This is a genomic window from Streptomyces sp. NP160, from assembly GCF_006335115.1.
Taxonomy (GTDB): Bacteria; Actinomycetota; Actinomycetes; order Actinomycetales; family Quadrisphaeraceae; genus Quadrisphaera.
The window spans coordinates 59,685-75,505 of the sequence record NZ_VDMJ01000003.1; the positions used below are offsets into that span (position 1 = coordinate 59,685).

At 71.7% G+C, this 15,821-nt stretch carries 12 protein-coding genes and 1 tRNA gene; 1 reads left to right on the forward strand and 12 read right to left on the reverse strand.

Features of this window, described 5'->3' with window-relative positions; genetic code table 11:
* Positions 1-58: 58 nt before the first annotated feature.
* From rpsG to FHN55_RS01505, 11 genes are all read right to left on the reverse strand, one after another.
* Positions 59-529, reverse strand: a complete 471-nt coding sequence (gene rpsG, locus FHN55_RS01455) for a 30S ribosomal protein S7 (RefSeq protein WP_109773094.1) — start codon at positions 527-529, stop codon at positions 59-61.
* Positions 529-900, reverse strand: a complete 372-nt coding sequence (gene rpsL / locus FHN55_RS01460) for a 30S ribosomal protein S12 (RefSeq protein ID WP_109773095.1) — start codon at positions 898-900, stop codon at positions 529-531. Before rpsL ends, rpsG begins: the two co-directional genes overlap by 1 nt.
* 343 nt (positions 901-1,243) lie before the next feature.
* Complete coding sequence (locus tag FHN55_RS01465) at positions 1,244-5,125, reverse strand: DNA-directed RNA polymerase subunit beta' (RefSeq protein WP_139710323.1); 3,882 nt, start codon at positions 5,123-5,125, stop codon at positions 1,244-1,246.
* A gap of 108 nt (positions 5,126-5,233) precedes the next feature.
* Positions 5,234-8,716, reverse strand: coding sequence for a DNA-directed RNA polymerase subunit beta (rpoB, locus tag FHN55_RS01470; RefSeq protein WP_139710325.1), 3,483 nt, complete (start codon positions 8,714-8,716; stop codon positions 5,234-5,236).
* Between the two features lie 389 nt (positions 8,717-9,105).
* Entirely contained in the window at positions 9,106-9,495 is a 390-nt protein-coding gene (gene rplL / locus FHN55_RS01475) for a 50S ribosomal protein L7/L12 (protein WP_139710069.1), read from the reverse strand.
* Between the two features lie 62 nt (positions 9,496-9,557).
* Entirely contained in the window at positions 9,558-10,124 is a 567-nt protein-coding gene (rplJ, locus tag FHN55_RS01480; protein WP_139710071.1) for a 50S ribosomal protein L10, read from the reverse strand.
* A 393-nt stretch (positions 10,125-10,517) separates the two neighbouring features.
* The gene (gene rplA, locus FHN55_RS01485; protein WP_139710073.1) at positions 10,518-11,240 is read right to left on the reverse strand and encodes a 50S ribosomal protein L1; all 723 of its coding nucleotides are present in this window, start codon (positions 11,238-11,240) and stop codon (positions 10,518-10,520) included.
* 108 nt (positions 11,241-11,348) lie between these two features.
* A complete protein-coding gene (gene rplK / locus FHN55_RS01490) occupies positions 11,349-11,780 on the reverse strand; it encodes a 50S ribosomal protein L11 (protein WP_139710076.1) in 432 nt (143 codons plus the stop codon).
* 77 nt (positions 11,781-11,857) lie between these two features.
* A complete protein-coding gene (nusG, locus tag FHN55_RS01495; protein WP_257570615.1) occupies positions 11,858-12,667 on the reverse strand; it encodes a transcription termination/antitermination protein NusG in 810 nt (269 codons plus the stop codon).
* Positions 12,668-12,731: 64 nt separating this feature from the next.
* On the reverse strand, positions 12,732-12,986 hold the full coding sequence (gene secE, locus FHN55_RS01500) for a preprotein translocase subunit SecE (RefSeq protein WP_139710080.1): 255 nt from the start codon (positions 12,984-12,986) through the stop codon (positions 12,732-12,734).
* Between the two features lie 92 nt (positions 12,987-13,078).
* Positions 13,079-13,151: transfer RNA gene (locus FHN55_RS01505), tRNA-Trp, on the reverse strand.
* 141 nt (positions 13,152-13,292) lie between these two features.
* Here FHN55_RS01505 and FHN55_RS01510 point away from each other — a divergent pair.
* A complete protein-coding gene (locus tag FHN55_RS01510) occupies positions 13,293-14,537 on the forward strand; it encodes a pyridoxal phosphate-dependent aminotransferase (protein WP_139710081.1) in 1,245 nt (414 codons plus the stop codon).
* A 36-nt stretch (positions 14,538-14,573) separates the two neighbouring features.
* Here the strand turns inward: FHN55_RS01510 and FHN55_RS01515 are convergent, their stop codons facing one another.
* Positions 14,574-15,782 carry an MFS transporter gene (locus FHN55_RS01515; RefSeq protein WP_139710083.1) on the reverse strand — a complete coding sequence of 403 codons (1,209 nt, stop codon included), beginning with the start codon at positions 15,780-15,782 and terminating at the stop codon, positions 14,574-14,576.
* Between the last annotated feature and the right edge of the window lie 39 nt (positions 15,783-15,821).

Here is a 15,821-nt window from a genome sequence, read left to right on the forward strand (position 1 = left end):
GGCCCTAGGGAGTGGTGGAGTGCGTCCGCGCCGCCCGGTGGGCGGCGCGGACGGAAGATCACCAGCGGTAGTGCGCGAACGCCTTGTTCGACTCGGCCATCTTGTGGGTGTCCTCGCGGCGCTTGACCGCAGCCCCCAGGCCGTTGCTGGCGTCGATGATCTCGTTCATGAGGCGCTCGGTCATCGTCTTCTCACGGCGCGAGCGCGCGTAGCTGGTCAGCCAGCGCAGCGCGAGCGTCGTGGAGCGACCGGCGCGCACCTCGATCGGGACCTGGTAGGTCGCGCCGCCGACGCGGCGGGACTTGACCTCGAGGGCCGGGCGGACGTTGTCCATGGCCTTCTTGAGCGCGACGACCGGGTCCTGCCCGGTCTTCTCGCGGGTGCCCTCGAGGGCGCCGTAGACGATGCGCTCCGCGACGGACTTCTTGCCGTCGACGAGGATCTTGTTGACCAGCTGGGTGACCAGCGGGGACCCGTAGACCGGGTCGACGACGAGCGGCCGCTTCGGGGCCGGTCCCTTGCGAGGCATCAGTTCCCCTTCTTCGCGCCGTAGCGGCTGCGGGCCTGCTTGCGGTTCTTGACGGCCTGGGTGTCCAGGGCGCCGCGCACGATCTTGTAGCGCACGCCCGGGAGGTCCTTCACGCGGCCGCCGCGGACCAGGACGATCGAGTGCTCCTGGAGGTTGTGGCCCTCGCCCGGGATGTAGGCGGTGACCTCGACCTGGCTGGAGAGGCGCACGCGGGCGACCTTGCGCAGCGCCGAGTTCGGCTTCTTCGGGGTGGTCGTGTACACGCGGGTGCACACGCCGCGGCGCTGCGGGCTCCCCTTGAGCGCCGGCGTCTTCGTCTTCGTCGCCTTGTCCTGGCGGCCCTTGCGGACCAACTGCTGGATGGTGGGCACTGAGTCTCCGTGGGTCGTGACGTGCGTCTGGCTGTGTCGGGCTGCCGGCGACCGGGGATCCCCCGCCCACCTCTCGTACTGCCTGGCCCCCGTGGTCGGGCACGTCCGACTGCCTGGCGGGCTTCCCCACCGGACCCGGCCCGGACTGCGGTCCTCCTGGGAGCGGGACGGTCCTGGCGCACGGAGGCCCGGGCGCACCCGGGCTTCTGTCGAGGGTACGCGGTGCGCGATACACCAGTCAAAACGCCCCCGGCGGCCGGGGTGTTCCCCTGCCGCCGGGGGCGTCCCGGCGCAGCTCCCGGCGGCCGCTCCCCCTGCGGGGTCGCGGCCACCGGGCGTGCGGTCAGCGGCCGTAGCCGCCGATGTCGTACTCCTCGAGCGGGACGGCCTGGCCGGAGCCGGCGCCGAAGTAGCCCTCGTAGTCCGTGTCGTCGTAGCTCGGGATGGCGTACATCGCGGCCTTCGCCTCCTCCGTCGGCTCCACCTTCACGTCGCGGTAACGCGCGAGGCCGGTGCCGGCCGGGATCAGCTTGCCCAGGATGACGTTCTCCTTGAGGCCGAGCAGCGGGTCGCTGCGGCCGTTGAGCGCCGCCTCGGTGAGCACCCGGGTGGTCTCCTGGAACGACGCCGCGGACAGCCACGACTCCGTCGCCAGGGAGGCCTTCGTGATGCCCATGAGCTCGGGGCGCCCCGCCGCCGGCGTGCCGCCCTCGGCGACCACGCGGCGGTTCTCCGACTCGAAGCGCGAGCGCTCCGCCAGCTCGCCGGGCAGCAGCTCGGCATCGCCGGAGTCGATGATCGTCACGCGGCGGAGCATCTGCCGCACGATGACCTCGATGTGCTTGTCGTGGATGCCCACGCCCTGGCTGCGGTACACGGCCTGCACCTCGTCCACCAGGTGCTTCTGCACCGCGCGCGGACCGAGGATGCGCAGCACCTGCTTGGGGTCGACCGAGCCCTGCACGAGCTGCTGGCCCACCTCGACCCGCTGGCCGTCGGCCACCAGCAGGCGCGCGCGCTTGCTGACGAGGTGCGAGACCTCCTCGGAACCGTCGTCCGGGGTGACCGTGATGCGGCGGGTGCGGTCGGCGTCCTCGATGGACACGCGGCCGACGGCCTCCACGATGGGCGCCTGGCCCTTGGGCGTCCGGGCCTCGAAGAGCTCCTGGACGCGGGGCAGGCCGTGCGTGATGTCACCGCCCTCGGAGGCGACACCACCCACGTGGAAGGTGCGCATCGTCAGCTGCGTGCCCGGCTCGCCGATGGACTGGGCGGCGATGATGCCGACCGCCTCGCCGATGTCCACGAGCTTGCCGCTGGCCAGCGAGCGGCCGTAGCACAGCGCGCAGGTGCCGACCTTGGACTCGCAGGTGAGGACCGAGCGGATCTTCACCTCCTCGACGCCGCGGGCGACCAGGGCGTCGATGAGGACGTCGCCCACGTCGGCGCCGGCGTCCGCCAGCACCTCGCCGTCGACCGTGACCGCAGCGGCCAGGGTGCGGGCGTAGACGCTGGTCTCCACCGTGTCGAGCAGCCGCAGGACGCCGTCGGCGCCCCGCGTGCCGATCGGCAGCGTCAGGCCGCGGGAGGTCCCGCAGTCGTCCTCGCGGACGATGACGTCCTGCGACACGTCCACCAGACGACGGGTCAGGTAGCCCGAGTCGGCGGTGCGCAGCGCGGTGTCCGCCAGGCCCTTGCGGGCGCCGTGCGTGGAGATGAAGAACTCCAGCACCGACAGGCCCTCGCGGAAGGAGGACTTGACGGGGCGGGGGATGATCTCGCCGCGCGGGTTGGCCACGAGGCCCTTCATGCCGCCGATCTGGCGCATCTGCATCCAGTTGCCTCGCGCGCCCGAGGTGACCATCCGGAAGATGGTGTTCTTCGGGTCGATCGAGGACTCGAGGTCCTCGGCGACGCGGTTGGTGCCGACGGTCCAGATCTCGATGAGCTCCTGGCGGCGCTCGTCGTTGGTGATGAGGCCGGCCTCGTACTGCTGCTGGACCTTCTCGGCCCGGGCCTCGTGCTCCTCGAGGATCGCCTGCTTGTTGTCGGGCGAGACCAGGTCGGAGATGGCGATGGTCGTGCCGGACCGGGTGGCCCAGTGGAAGCCGGCCGCCTTGAGGGCGTCCAGCGTCGCGGCGACCTGCACCTTCGGGTAGCGCTCGGCGAGGTCGTTGACGATCGCCGAGAGCTGCTTCTTGTCCACGACGGCGTCGACGAACCGGTAGTCCGTCGGCAGCGCCTCGTTGAACAGCGCGCGGCCGAGGGTCGTCTCCAGGACCAGGGGCTCCCCCTGCGTCCAGCCCTCGGGCACCGAGGCGCCCGCGGGGGGCACGACGCCCTGCAGCCGGATGCGGACCCTCGCGCCGAGGTCCAGGGCCTTGGCGTCGAAGGCCATGATCGCCTCGGACACCGAGCCGAAGGTGCGGCCCTGGCCGGCGCCGTCCTCGACGACCGAGGTCAGGTGGAACAGGCCGATGACCATGTCCTGGGTGGGCATCGTCACCGGGCGGCCGTCCGCCGGCTTGAGGATGTTGTTGCTGGACAGCATCAGGACGCGGGCCTCGGCCTGCGCCTCGGCGCTCAGCGGCAGGTGCACGGCCATCTGGTCACCGTCGAAGTCGGCGTTGAACGCGCCGCAGACGAGCGGGTGCAGGTGGATGGCCTTGCCCTCGACCAGCTGGGGCTCGAAGGCCTGGATGCCGAGGCGGTGCAGCGTGGGAGCGCGGTTCAGCAGCACCGGGTGCTCGGTGATGACCTCCTCGAGCACGTCCCACACCACGGGGCGGGCGCGCTCGACCATGCGCTTGGCCGACTTGATGTTCTGCGCGTGGTTGAGGTCCACGAGCCGCTTCATGACGAAGGGCTTGAAAAGCTCGAGCGCCATCGGCTTCGGCAGGCCGCACTGGTGCAGCTTGAGCTGCGGGCCGACCACGATGACCGAGCGGCCCGAGTAGTCGACGCGCTTGCCCAGCAGGTTCTGGCGGAACCGGCCCTGCTTGCCCTTGAGCATGTCGGACAGCGACTTCAGCGGGCGGTTGCCCGGCCCGGTGACCGGGCGGCCGCGGCGGCCGTTGTCGAACAGCGCGTCGACGGCCTCCTGCAGCATCCGCTTCTCGTTGTTGACGATGATCTCGGGCGCGCCGAGGTCGAGCAGCCGCTTGAGGCGGTTGTTGCGGTTGATCACGCGGCGGTACAGGTCGTTGAGGTCGGAGGTCGCGAAGCGGCCACCGTCCAGCTGCACCATCGGACGCAGGTCCGGCGGGATGACCGGGACGGCGTCCAGCACCATGCCCAGCGGGGAGTTGGTCGTCGTGAGGAACGCCGAGACGACCTTGAGGCGCTTGAGGGCGCGGGTCTTGCGCTGGCCCTTGCCGGTGGCGATGGTCTCGCGCAGCGACTCGGCCTCGGCCTCGAGGTCGAAGGAGGCCAGGCGCTTCTGGATCGCCGCAGCGCCCATGCCGCCCTCGAAGTACAGGCCGTAGCGGTCGCGCAGCTCGCGGTACAGCACCTCGTCGCCCTCGAGGTCGGCGACCTTGAGCTTGGCGAAGCGGTCCCACACCTGGGTGAGGCGCTCAACCTCGGCGTCCGCGCGGCGGCGGATCGCGTTCATCTCGCGCTCGGCGGACTCGCGCAGGCGGCGGCGCACGTCGCCCTTGGCGCCCTCGGCCTCGAGCTCGGCCAGGTCGGCCTCGAGCTTCTGGGCGCGGGCCTCGACGTCGCTGTCACGACGGTCGGCGACCTGCTTCTTCTCGACGTCCATCTGCGCCTGCAGCGACGGCAGGTCGCGGGAGCGCGACTCGTCGTCCACCCAGGTGATCATGTACGCGGCGAAGTAGATGACCTTCTCGAGGTCCTTCGGCGCGAGGTCGAGGAGGTAGCCGAGCCGGGACGGGACGCCCTTGAAGTACCAGATGTGCGTGACGGGCGCGGCCAGCTCGATGTGGCCCATCCGCTCGCGGCGCACCTTGGCGCGGGTCACCTCGACGCCGCAGCGCTCGCAGATGATGCCCTTGAAGCGGACGCGCTTGTACTTGCCGCAGTAGCACTCCCAGTCCCGGGTGGGACCGAAGATCTTCTCGCAGAAGAGCCCGTCCTTCTCCGGCTTGAGGGTGCGGTAGTTGATGGTCTCCGGCTTCTTGACCTCGCCGTGGCTCCAGGTGCGGATCGAGTCGGCGGTCGCCAGGCCGATGCGGATCTCGTCGAAGAAGTTGACGTCGAGCACGGATGTCCTCTCGGTGGTGCTCACGGGGCGCTCAGGGTGCTGAGCGCGGGGTGCTGGGAGAGGGGTTCGTCACCGCGGCCCCCCAGCGGGGGCCGCGGTGACGGGAGGTCAGACCTCCTCGACGCTGGACGGCTCGCGGCGGCTCAGGTCGATGCCGAGCTCCTCCGCGGCGCGGAAGACGTCGTCGTCGGTCTCCCGCATCTCGATGCTCGTGCCGTCGCTGGAGAGGATCTCCACGTTCAGGCAGAGCGACTGCATCTCCTTGATGAGCACCTTGAAGGACTCCGGGATGCCCGGCTCGGGGATGTTCTCGCCCTTGACGACCGCCTCGTAGACCTTGACGCGACCGAGGACGTCGTCGGACTTGATGGTGAGCAGCTCCTGCAGCGCGTAGGCCGCGCCGTACGCCTCGAGCGCCCACACCTCCATCTCGCCGAACCGCTGGCCGCCGAACTGGGCCTTACCGCCCAGGGGCTGCTGCGTGATCATGGAGTAGGGGCCGGTCGATCGCGCGTGGATCTTGTCGTCGACCAGGTGGTGGAGCTTGAGGATGTACATGTAGCCGACCGAGACCGGGTACGGGAACGGCTCGCCGGAGCGGCCGTCGAACAGCCGCGCCTTGCCGGACTCGTCGACGAGGCGGTCCCCGTCGCGGGTGAGCGTGGTGCAGCCGAGCAGGCCGGTGATCTCGTTCTCCGAGACGCCGTCGAAGACCGGGGAGGCGACCGGGGTGTTCGGGGCCACCTCGCGGGCGACCTCCGGGATGCGCGCGGCCCACTCGGGGTCGCCCTCGATCTTCCAGCCCTGCTTGGCGATCCAGCCCAGGTGCAGCTCGAGGACCTGGCCGACGTTCATGCGGCCGGGCACGCCCAGCGGGTTCAGCACGATGTCGACCGGGGTGCCGTCCTCGAGGAACGGCATGTCCTCGACGGGGAGGATCTTGGAGATGACGCCCTTGTTGCCGTGGCGGCCAGCGAGCTTGTCACCGTCGGTGATCTTGCGCTTCTGGGCCACGTAGACGCGCACCAGCTGGTTCACGCCCGGGGGCAGCTCGTCGCCGTCCTCGCGGTCGAACACCTTGACGCCGATGACCGTGCCGGACTCGCCGTGGGGCACCTTCAGCGAGGTGTCGCGCACCTCGCGCGCCTTCTCGCCGAAGATGGCGCGCAGCAGGCGCTCCTCGGGGGTGAGCTCGGTCTCGCCCTTGGGCGTGACCTTGCCGACCAGGATGTCGCCGGGGACGACCTCGGCACCGATGCGGATGATGCCGCGCTCGTCGAGGTCGGCGAGGACGTCCTCCGCGACGTTCGGGATGTCGCGGGTGATCTCCTCCGGGCCCAGCTTGGTGTCGCGGGCGTCGACCTCGTGCTCCTCGATGTGGATCGAGCTCAGGACGTCGTCCTGGACGATCCGCTGGGAGAGGATGATCGCGTCCTCGTAGTTGTGGCCCTCCCACGGCATGAACGCCACGAGGAGGTTGCGGCCCAGCGCCAGCTCGCCCTGGTCGGTGGACGGGCCGTCCGCCAGGACGGTGCCCGCCTCGACGTGGGTCCCCTCGACCGCCAGCACGCGCTGGTTGTAGGAGGTGCCCTGGTTGGAGCGGCGGAACTTCGCCAGGCGGTAGGTCGACGTCGTGCCGTCGTCGTTGGCGACGGTCACGAGGTCGGCGCTCACGGAGGTCACGGCGCCGGGCTTCTCGGCGACGATGACGTCACCCGCGTCCACGGCGGCGTGCAGCTCCATGCCGGTGCCCACCAGCGGCGCCTCGGCGCGCACCAGCGGCACGGCCTGGCGCTGCATGTTGGAGCCCATGAGCGCGCGGTTGGCGTCGTCGTGCTCCAGGAACGGGATCATCGCGGTGGCGACGGACACCATCTGGCGCGGCGAGACGTCCATGTAGTCGACCTCGGCGGCCGGCACGAACTCCGCCTCGCCGCCCTTGGCCCGGACCAGGACGCGCGCCTCGGTGAACTCCTGGCGCTCGCCCAGGGGGGCGTTCGCCTGGGCGATGACGTGCTCGTCCTCCTCGTCGGCGGTGAGGTAGTGCACCTCGTCGCTGACGACGCCGTCGACGACGCGCCGGTAGGGCGTCTCGACGAAGCCGAAGGGGTTGATGCGCCCGTAGCTCGACAGCGACCCGATCAGGCCGATGTTCGGGCCCTCGGGGGTCTCGATCGGGCACATGCGGCCGTAGTGCGACGGGTGGACGTCGCGGACGTCCATGCCGGCGCGGTCGCGGCTCAGACCGCCCGGGCCCAGGGCGCTCAGGCGGCGCTTGTGGGTCAGACCCGCCAGCGGGTTGGTCTGGTCCATGAACTGGCTCAGCTGGCTGGTCCCGAAGAACTCCTTGATGGAGGCCACGACGGGACGGATGTTGATGAGCGTCTGCGGCGTGATGGCCTCGACGTCCTGCGTGGTCATGCGCTCGCGCACGACGCGCTCCATCCGGCTCAGGCCCGTGCGGACCTGGTTCTGGATGAGCTCGCCGACGGCGCGCAGGCGGCGGTTGCCGAAGTGGTCGATGTCGTCGACCTCGACGCGGATGTCCGCCTCGGCGCCGCCGCGGGTGCCCTTCATCGTGCTCTGGCCGGCGTGCAGCGTGACCAGGAAGCGGATGGTGGCGACCACGTCCTCGACGCGCAGCGTCCCCGCGCTCAGGGGCTCCTCGAGCCCGAGCTTGCGGTTCAGCTTGTAGCGGCCGACCTTGGCGAGGTCGTAGCGCTTGGGGTTGAAGTACAGGTTGTCGAGGAGGGTCTGGGCGGCCTCCTTCGTCGGCGGCTCGCCCGGACGCAGCTTGCGGTAGATGTCGAGGAGGGCCTCGTCCTGGCCGGACGTGGAGTCCTTCTCGAGCGTCGCGCGCATCGACTCGAACTGGCCGAACTCCTCGAGGATCTGCGCGTCGGTCCAGCCGAGCGCCTTGAGGAGCACGGTGACGGACTGCTTGCGCTTGCGGTCGACGCGGACGCCGACCATGTCGCGCTTGTCGACCTCGAACTCCAGCCACGCGCCGCGGCTGGGGATGACCTTCGCCGAGTAGACGTCCTTGTCGGACGTCTTGTCGATGGTGTGCTCGAAGTACACGCCCGGGGAGCGCACGAGCTGGGACACCACGACGCGCTCGGTGCCGTTGATGACGAAGGTGCCGCGCGGGGTCATGAGCGGGAAGTCGCCCATGAAGACCGTCTGGCTCTTGATCTCGCCGGTGGTGGCGTTCATGAACTCCGCGGTCACGAACAGCGGCGCGGCGTAGGTCATGTCCCGCTCCTTGCACTCCTCCAGGGAGTACTTGGGCGGCTCGAAGCGGTGGTCGCGGAAGCTCAGGGACATCGACCCCGAGAAGTCCTCGATCGGGGAGATCTCCTCGAAGATGTCCTCCAGGCCGGAGGTGCTGGGGACCTCACCCTCCTTGGAGGCGGCGGCGACGCGCTCGCGCCAGCGCTCGTTGCCGAGGAGCCAGTCGAAGCTCTCGGTCTGCAGGGCCAGGAGGTCGGGGACGTCGAGCGGCTCGCGGATCTTCGCGAACGACACACGGCGGGCTGTCGAGGTGGAACCGTTGGAGCTGGGGCGGAGCGAGGTGCGCGAGGCGACCAAGAGGAGTCCTTCCACGGGCCTGCGGACGGTGCGGGCGCATGCCAGCGAGCCCCTAGCTGGGTTCGACCAGCGTCAGGGCATGCAGGAGTGTGCGCAAGGGGCTAGCGTACTCTCCTGCCTCGCACAAGTCCAGCCGCCGTCACCAGCAGTTCCGGGGCAGCTCCGCCCCGGGCCCGACGTCGTCGTCGAGCTCCTGGATGACCGCGGGCTGCTGGTTCAACTCCGGCGACGTCGAGGATGCCCTCGCTCTCCGCGCGCGTCAAGCAGGCTCGCGGCAGAGCGCCGCCGACCCTGCACGCGGCAGCGGCGCCGACCCCGGGGGCCGGCGCCGCTGCGCTGGGTGGTGCTGGGTGGTCCGGGTCAGCCGGTCGCGGCCTCCCGGACCCGTCTCACTTGACGGAGACGGTGGCGCCAGCGCCCTCGAGCTGGGCCTTGGCCTTCTCGGCGGCGTCCTTGGCGACCTTCTCCAGGACGGGCTTGGGGGCGCCGTCGACGAGGTCCTTGGCCTCCTTCAGGCCGAGGGAGGTCAGGGCGCGCACCTCCTTGATGACCTGGATCTTCTTGTCGCCGGCGGCCTCGAGGATGACGTCGAACTCGGACTGCTCCTCGACCTCCTCGGCGGCGGCGCCGCCAGCGGCGCCACCAGCGGCGGCGACGGCGACGGGCGCGGCGGCGGTGACCTCGAAGACCTCCTCGAACTTCTTGACGAAGTCGGAGAGCTCGATGAGCGTCATCTCCTTGAAGGCGTCGAGCAGCTCGTCAGCAGACAGCTTGGCCATGGTGGTTCTCCTCGTGACTCGTGCGGTGCGGTGTCTGGTGGTGGCTCAGAGCCGTGGTCGGCTCAGGCCTCGTCGGCCGCGGGAGCGGCCTCGTCGGCGGCCTCGGCCGGCGAGCCGGCCTCGACCTTGGCGCGCAGGGCGTCGACGGTGCGGGCGGCCTTCGACAGCGGCGCGTTGAACGCGTACGCGGCGCGGTTGAGGGAGCCCTTGAGCGCGCCGGCCATCTTGGCCAGCAGGACCTCGCGGGGCTCGAGGTCGGCGAGCGCCGTGACCTCGGCCGCGGTGAGCGGCTTGCCCTCGAGGAAGCCGGACTTGATGACCAGCTGCGGGTTGGTGCGCGCGAAGGCGCGCAGGCCCTTGGCGGCCTCCACCGGGTCACCGGTGATGAACGCGATGGCCGACGGGCCGGCCAGCTGGCCCTCGAACGCGTCGACGCCGGCGTTCTTCGCGGCGATCGCGGTGAGGGTGTTCTTGACGACGTTGTAGCTGCCGTTGTCGCCGATCGCGCGGCGCAGCTCCTTGAGCTGCGCGACGGTCAGGCCGCGGTACTCGGTGAGCACGCCGGCGTTCGCCTCGCGGAAGAGCTCGGTGAGCTCTGCGACGGCTGCTTCCTTCTCAGCGGTGGGCACGATCCTCCTTCCGGGGGTGCGTGTCTTCTCTGCGGCGGGCCGCTCCCCCGGTCTCCCGGTGGTGCTGCCCGGCCACCGGCTGGCCCGGACCCGCAGACGACGAGAGCCCCGGCGCCAGGCGCACGGGGCTCGCAGGGGATCTGTCCACGAGGGCGCTCTCGCGCCGACGGACTGCTGCTGGTCTCGCTCACCTGCGCTGGACGCCCGCTGCTGCGGACCTTCGGTCGCTCCGCGCTCTGGGCGCGAGGCGACGACCGGCGGTCTTCGGTGGCCCCAGTCTACACGCGCGCAGCGGTGGCCCTGACCGCTCGGGCGGCGCGGAGGCGCACCACCCGCACGCAGGACGGCCCCCGCCCGGCTGGTGCCGGACGGGGGCCGCTGCGCGGGGAGGGCTCAGGCCGAGGTGACCGCGCCGTCCTCGAGGAGGTTGCGGGTGCGCGCCGGGTCCACGGGGATGCCCGGGCCCATGGTGGTCGCGATGGTCGCCTTGGAGATGTAGCGGCCCTTCGAGGCGGCCGGCTTCAGGCGCAGCACCTCGTCGAGCGCCGCGGCGTAGTTCTCCACCAGGGAGGCCTCGGAGAAGGAGGTCTTGCCGATGATGAAGTGCAGGTTGGAGTGCTTGTCCACGCGGAACTCGATCTTGCCGCCCTTGATGTCCGTGACGGCCTTGGCCACGTCCATCGTCACGGTGCCGGTCTTCGGGTTCGGCATGAGGCCGCGCGGGCCGAGGACGCGGCCGAGGCGGCCGACCTTGCCCATGAGGTCAGGCGTGGCCACGGCGGCGTCGAAGTCGAGGAAGCCCCCGGCCACGCGCTCGATGAGCTCGTCACCGCCGACGATGTCGGCACCGGCCGCCTCGGCGGCCGCGGCGCGCGGGCCGACGGCGAAGACCAGCACGCGGGCGGTCTTGCCGGTGCCGTGGGGCAGGTTGACCGTCCCGCGGACCATCTGGTCGGCCTTGCGCGGGTCGACGCCCAGGCGGAAGGCGACCTCGACGGTGGCGTCGTACTTGGTGACCGAGGTGTCCTTGGCGAGCTTCACGGCCTCGAGGGGGCTGTGGAGGACGTCGCGGTCGATCTTCTCGGCGGCGGCCCGGTAGGCCTTGCTGTGCTTCACGGTGCTCTCTCCTCTGTGGTCAGGCGGACCGGGTCGTCCCCGGCCCTCCCACGACTGCTGGGGGTGCTGCCTCGGTCGGTGCCGGCCGGGAGCAGCGGTGGGGCGGGATCAGCCCTGGACGGTGATGCCCATGGAGCGTGCGGTGCCCGCGATGATCTTGGAGGCCGCCTCGACGTCGTTGGCGTTGAGGTCCTGCATCTTCTGCTCGGCGATGGCGCGCACCTGGTCCGCGGTCAGCGAGGCGACCTTGGTGGTGTGCGGCGTCGAGGAGCCCTTGGCCACGCCAGCGGCCTTCTTGATGAGCTCGGCGGCCGGCGGCGTCTTGAGCACGAACGTGAACGAGCGGTCCTCGTACACGGTGATCTCGACGGGCACGACGTTGCCGCGCTGCGACTCGGTCGCGGCGTTGTACGCCTTGCAGAACTCCATGATGTTGACGCCGTGCTGGCCCAGCGCGGGACCGATGGGCGGGGCCGGGGTGGCCGCGCCGGCGTTGATCTGGAGCTTGATGAGTCCGGAGACCCGCTTCTTGGGGGGCATGGCTCTTCTCTACCTCGTGGACGTGGGACGTCGTGGCGCCTGAGGGGCCCAGGCGCTGGCGACCTGACGGCAGCCGGTCAGATCTTGGCGACCTGGCCGAAGGACAGCTCGACCGGCGTCTCCCGGCCGAAGATGGAGACCAGCACCTGCAGCGTGCGCCGGTCGGTGTTGATCTCGGAGATCGTGGCGGGCATCGTCTCGAAGGGGCCCTCCATGACGGTGACCGACTCGCCCACCTCGAAGTCGACCTCGGTGACCGGGGCGGCCTTCGCGGCGGACTTGGCGCTCTCCTTGGGCTGCAGCGCCGGGGCCAGCATCGAGAACACCTCGTCGGTGCTCAGCGGCACCGGCTGGTGGGTGTTGCCGACGAAGCCGGTGACGCCCGGGGTGTGGCGGACCGCGCCCCAGGACTCGTTGGTGAGGTCCATGCGCACCAGCACGTAGCCCGGGATCCGCACGCGGCGCACGAGCTTCGGCTGGCCGTTCTTGATCTCGCGGACCTCCTCCATCGGCACCTCGACCTGGAAGATGTAGTCCTCCATGTTGAGGCTGCCGATGCGGTTCTCGAGGTTGCTCTTCACGCGGTTCTCGTAACCGGCGTAGGAGTGGATGACGAACCAGTCGCCGGGGGCCCGGCGCAGCTGCGCCTTGAACTCCTCGACCGGGTCGACCTCGTCCTCGTCCTCGTCCTCGTCGGCGTCGTCACCAGCGACCTCGTCGGCGTCGTCACCGGCGACCTCGTCGGCGGCGTCGCCACCAGCGGCCTCGACCGCCGGCTCCTCGGCGGCGTCCCGCTCCGGGGCCGCAGCCGCGCCGTCCGCCTCGAGGGTCTCGTCGGCGGCGTCGGCCTCGAAGGTCTCGGGGGCGTCGTAGGACTGCTGGGACACGATGGGGGGGCCTGCTTCCTGTCTGCGGGTGCTGCTGGTGCCGGGTCGCGGTGCGGTGGGCGGCTCAGCTGCCGCCGAGCGCCCAGAGCACGAGGCGCCCGAAGCCGAGGTCCAGCAGGGACACGTACGTCATGACGACCGCGACGAACACGAGCACGACGGACGTGTAGGTGACGAGCTCGTCACGGGTGGGGTAGACCACCTTCTTGAGCTCGCCGACCACCTCGCGCAGGAACACGAGCAGGCGGGCGAGGGGGCCGCCGCGACGACGGGTCGCCGCCGCCGCACCCGAGGCGCTGCCCGGCTGGGTGTCCGTCACGTCGGTCGCACCTCCTCGGCCGGCGTGCGCCGGCGCTCCGCTGTGGTCGTGCTGCTGGCTGGTCCTGCTGTGTCGGTCTGGTCGTCCCGTCGCAGGGCAGGCGGGACTCGAACCCGCAACCGCCGGTTTTGGAGACCGGTGCGCTACCAATTGCGCCACTACCCTCTGGTGGCCCGCTCCGCCGCGCTGGGACCGGACCTGTCGGAGCGTCCGGACGCAGGCAGCACACGACCACCGACCCGCAAGCATACCTTTCGCCGAGGGTGGGTGTGACCGGGTGCTGGCTGCTGCGAGAGGATCGGTCCCGTGAGCGCCGCCTCCGCCACCCAGCCAGCCCAGCAGACCGGCTCCCAGCGCCGGGTCTCCGCCCGCCTCGCCGCCATCGCGGAGTCGGCGACGCTCGCCGTCGACGCCAGGGCCAAGGCGCTCAAGGCCCAGGGCCGCCCCGTCATCGGCTTCGGGGCGGGCGAGCCCGACTTCCCCACCCCGGCCGACATCGTCGAGGTGGCCGCAGCCGCGTGCCGCGACCCGCGGAACCACCGCTACACGCCGGCCGGCGGACTGCCGGAGATGAAGGCCGCGGTGGTGTCCAAGACGGCCCGCGACTCCGGCTACGAGGTGGCCCCCGAGCAGGTGCTCGTCACCAACGGCGGCAAGCAGGCCGTGTACACGGCCTTCGCCGCGCTGTGCGACCCGGGTGACGAGGTCATCCTCCCCGCCCCGTACTGGACCACCTACCCCGAGGCGGTGCGCCTCGCGGGCGGCGTGCCCGTGGAGGTCTTCGCCGGCGAGGACCAGGGCTACCTCGTGACGGTCGAGCAGCTCGAGGCCGCGCGGACGCCGCGCACCAAGGTGCTGCTCTTCTGCTCCCCCTCCAACCCGACCGGCGCCGTCTACGACGAGGCGCAGGTGCGCGCCATCGGCGAGTGGGCCCTCGAGCACGGCGTCTGGGTGGTCACCGACGAGATCTACGAGCACCTCCTGTACGACGGCGCGACGGCGCCGTCGATGCCCGTGGTGGTGCCGGAGCTCGCCGACACCACGCTCGTGCTGAACGGCGTGGCGAAGACCTACGCGATGACCGGCTGGCGCGTGGGGTGGCTCATCGGCCCGCGCGACGTGGTGAAGGCCGGCACGAACCTGCAGAGCCACCTCACCAGCAACGTCGCCGACGTCTCCCAGCGCGCCGCCGTCGCCGCGCTCACCGGCTCCCTCGACGCCGTGGCGTCCATGCGCGAGGCCTTCGACCGGCGGCGGCGCACCGTGGTGGAGATGCTCTCGGCCATCGACGGGGTCGACTGCCCGACGCCCCGCGGTGCCTTCTACGCCTACCCCTCGGTGAAGGGCCTGCTGGGACGGACCATCCGCGGTCGCGTCCCCACCACCAGCGCCGAGCTCGCCACGCTGCTGCTGGAGGAGGCCGAGGTCGCGGTGGTGCCCGGGGAGGCCTTCGGTCCCTCCGGCTACCTGCGCCTCTCCTACGCCCTCGGCGACGAGGACCTGGTGGAGGGCGTCAGCCGGATCCAGCGGGTGCTCGGCGAGGCCCGCTGAGCACTGCCGGACCCACCGCGCGACAGGGCGGGTCCCTCACCGGGCGGCGGGCCGGCGTAGGCCCGCCGCCACCACCGCGGCGCTGAGCGCCACCAGCGCGACCACCCCCAGCAGGAGCACCGCGGGCGGGGCCAGCGGAGCGGCCAGCGAGAGCGCCTCCGGCAGCAGGAACCCCAGGTAGGTGGCGCTGTAGTACCAGCCGGTCAGCGCCCCGAGGTCCCTCGGCGTGGCGACGGCCTGGACCTCCACGAGCCCCGCCACCAGCACGACGCCGTACGCCGCTCCCAGCACCGCGGAGGTGAGGAGCGCGAGCGGCAGCGACGGCACCGCGGCCACCACCGCGCACAGCACCGTCCCGAGCAGGGCCGCCGCCAGCCCCACGAGGAGCTGGCGCCCGCCCGTGAGGACGGCCAGCCGGGGGACCCACGGCTGGACCAGCGCACCCACCGCCAGCCCCACCACGCACAGCAGCGCCGCGCTCGCCACCGCCAGGCCGCCCGTCCGCTCCGCGACCAGCGCCGGCGTCACGGCGTAGGCCAGGGCGGCCGCCCCGAACACCCAGGGGGCCGCGGGCAGCACCACGCCCAGGAAGCGCCGCCGCGCGCGGGGCGGCACCCGCAGGTCCTCCACGAGCTGCGCCGCCGACGGCCGGCGCCGGCGCCCGGACGCCGTCGCCGGGCGGGTCTCCGGGGCCGCCAGCAGCGGAACCAGGGAGACCAGGGCCAGCAGCGACTGCACGGCGTACGGCAGCACGGTGGGGACCGGGCCCCACTGCGCGAGCGCGCCGGAGACGCCGGCGCCCACGCCGAAGCCGGCCGTGAGCACGAGCGCAGCCCGCCGGGCGCGTCGGGACGGGTCGGCGCCGTCCTCGAACGGCGGCGCCGAGAGCTCCTTGACCCAGGAGGTGCCGACCACCATGGCCGCCGCCACGCTGAGGCCCGCGAGGAAGCGGCCCGCGCACATGAGCACGACGCCGCCGGACCCCACCGCGAGCACCGCGCTCGCAGCCATCCCGAGCACCACGGCCACCACCGCGGGCCGCTTGCGCCCCACGAGGTCGGACAGCGGCCCGGCGAGGAGGAAGCCCGGCACGAGGCCGACCACGTAGAAGCCGAAGAAGAGGTCGACGACGACGGCGGAGTAGCCCTCGACCTGGCGGTACAGCAGCAGCAGCGGCGTGAAGTGGTTGCCGCCCCACGCGCAGGCCAGCAGGGCGGGGGCGACGCGCCGCCAGGGGCGCTCCACCGGGGCTCCCTCCGAGCGCACCCGCGCTCCGCCCGCCTC

What these genes read in the sequence shown, in the direction of transcription:
- rplL (WP_139710069.1), bottom strand. Translation starts at nt 9,495, where the DNA reads ATGGCCAAGCTGTCTGCTGACGAGCTGCTCGACGCCTTCAAGGAGATG.
- rpsG (WP_109773094.1), bottom strand. Translation starts at nt 529, where the DNA reads ATGCCTCGCAAGGGACCGGCCCCGAAGCGGCCGCTCGTCGTCGACCCG.
- rplK (WP_139710076.1), bottom strand. Translation starts at nt 11,780, where the DNA reads ATGCCCCCCAAGAAGCGGGTCTCCGGACTCATCAAGCTCCAGATCAAC.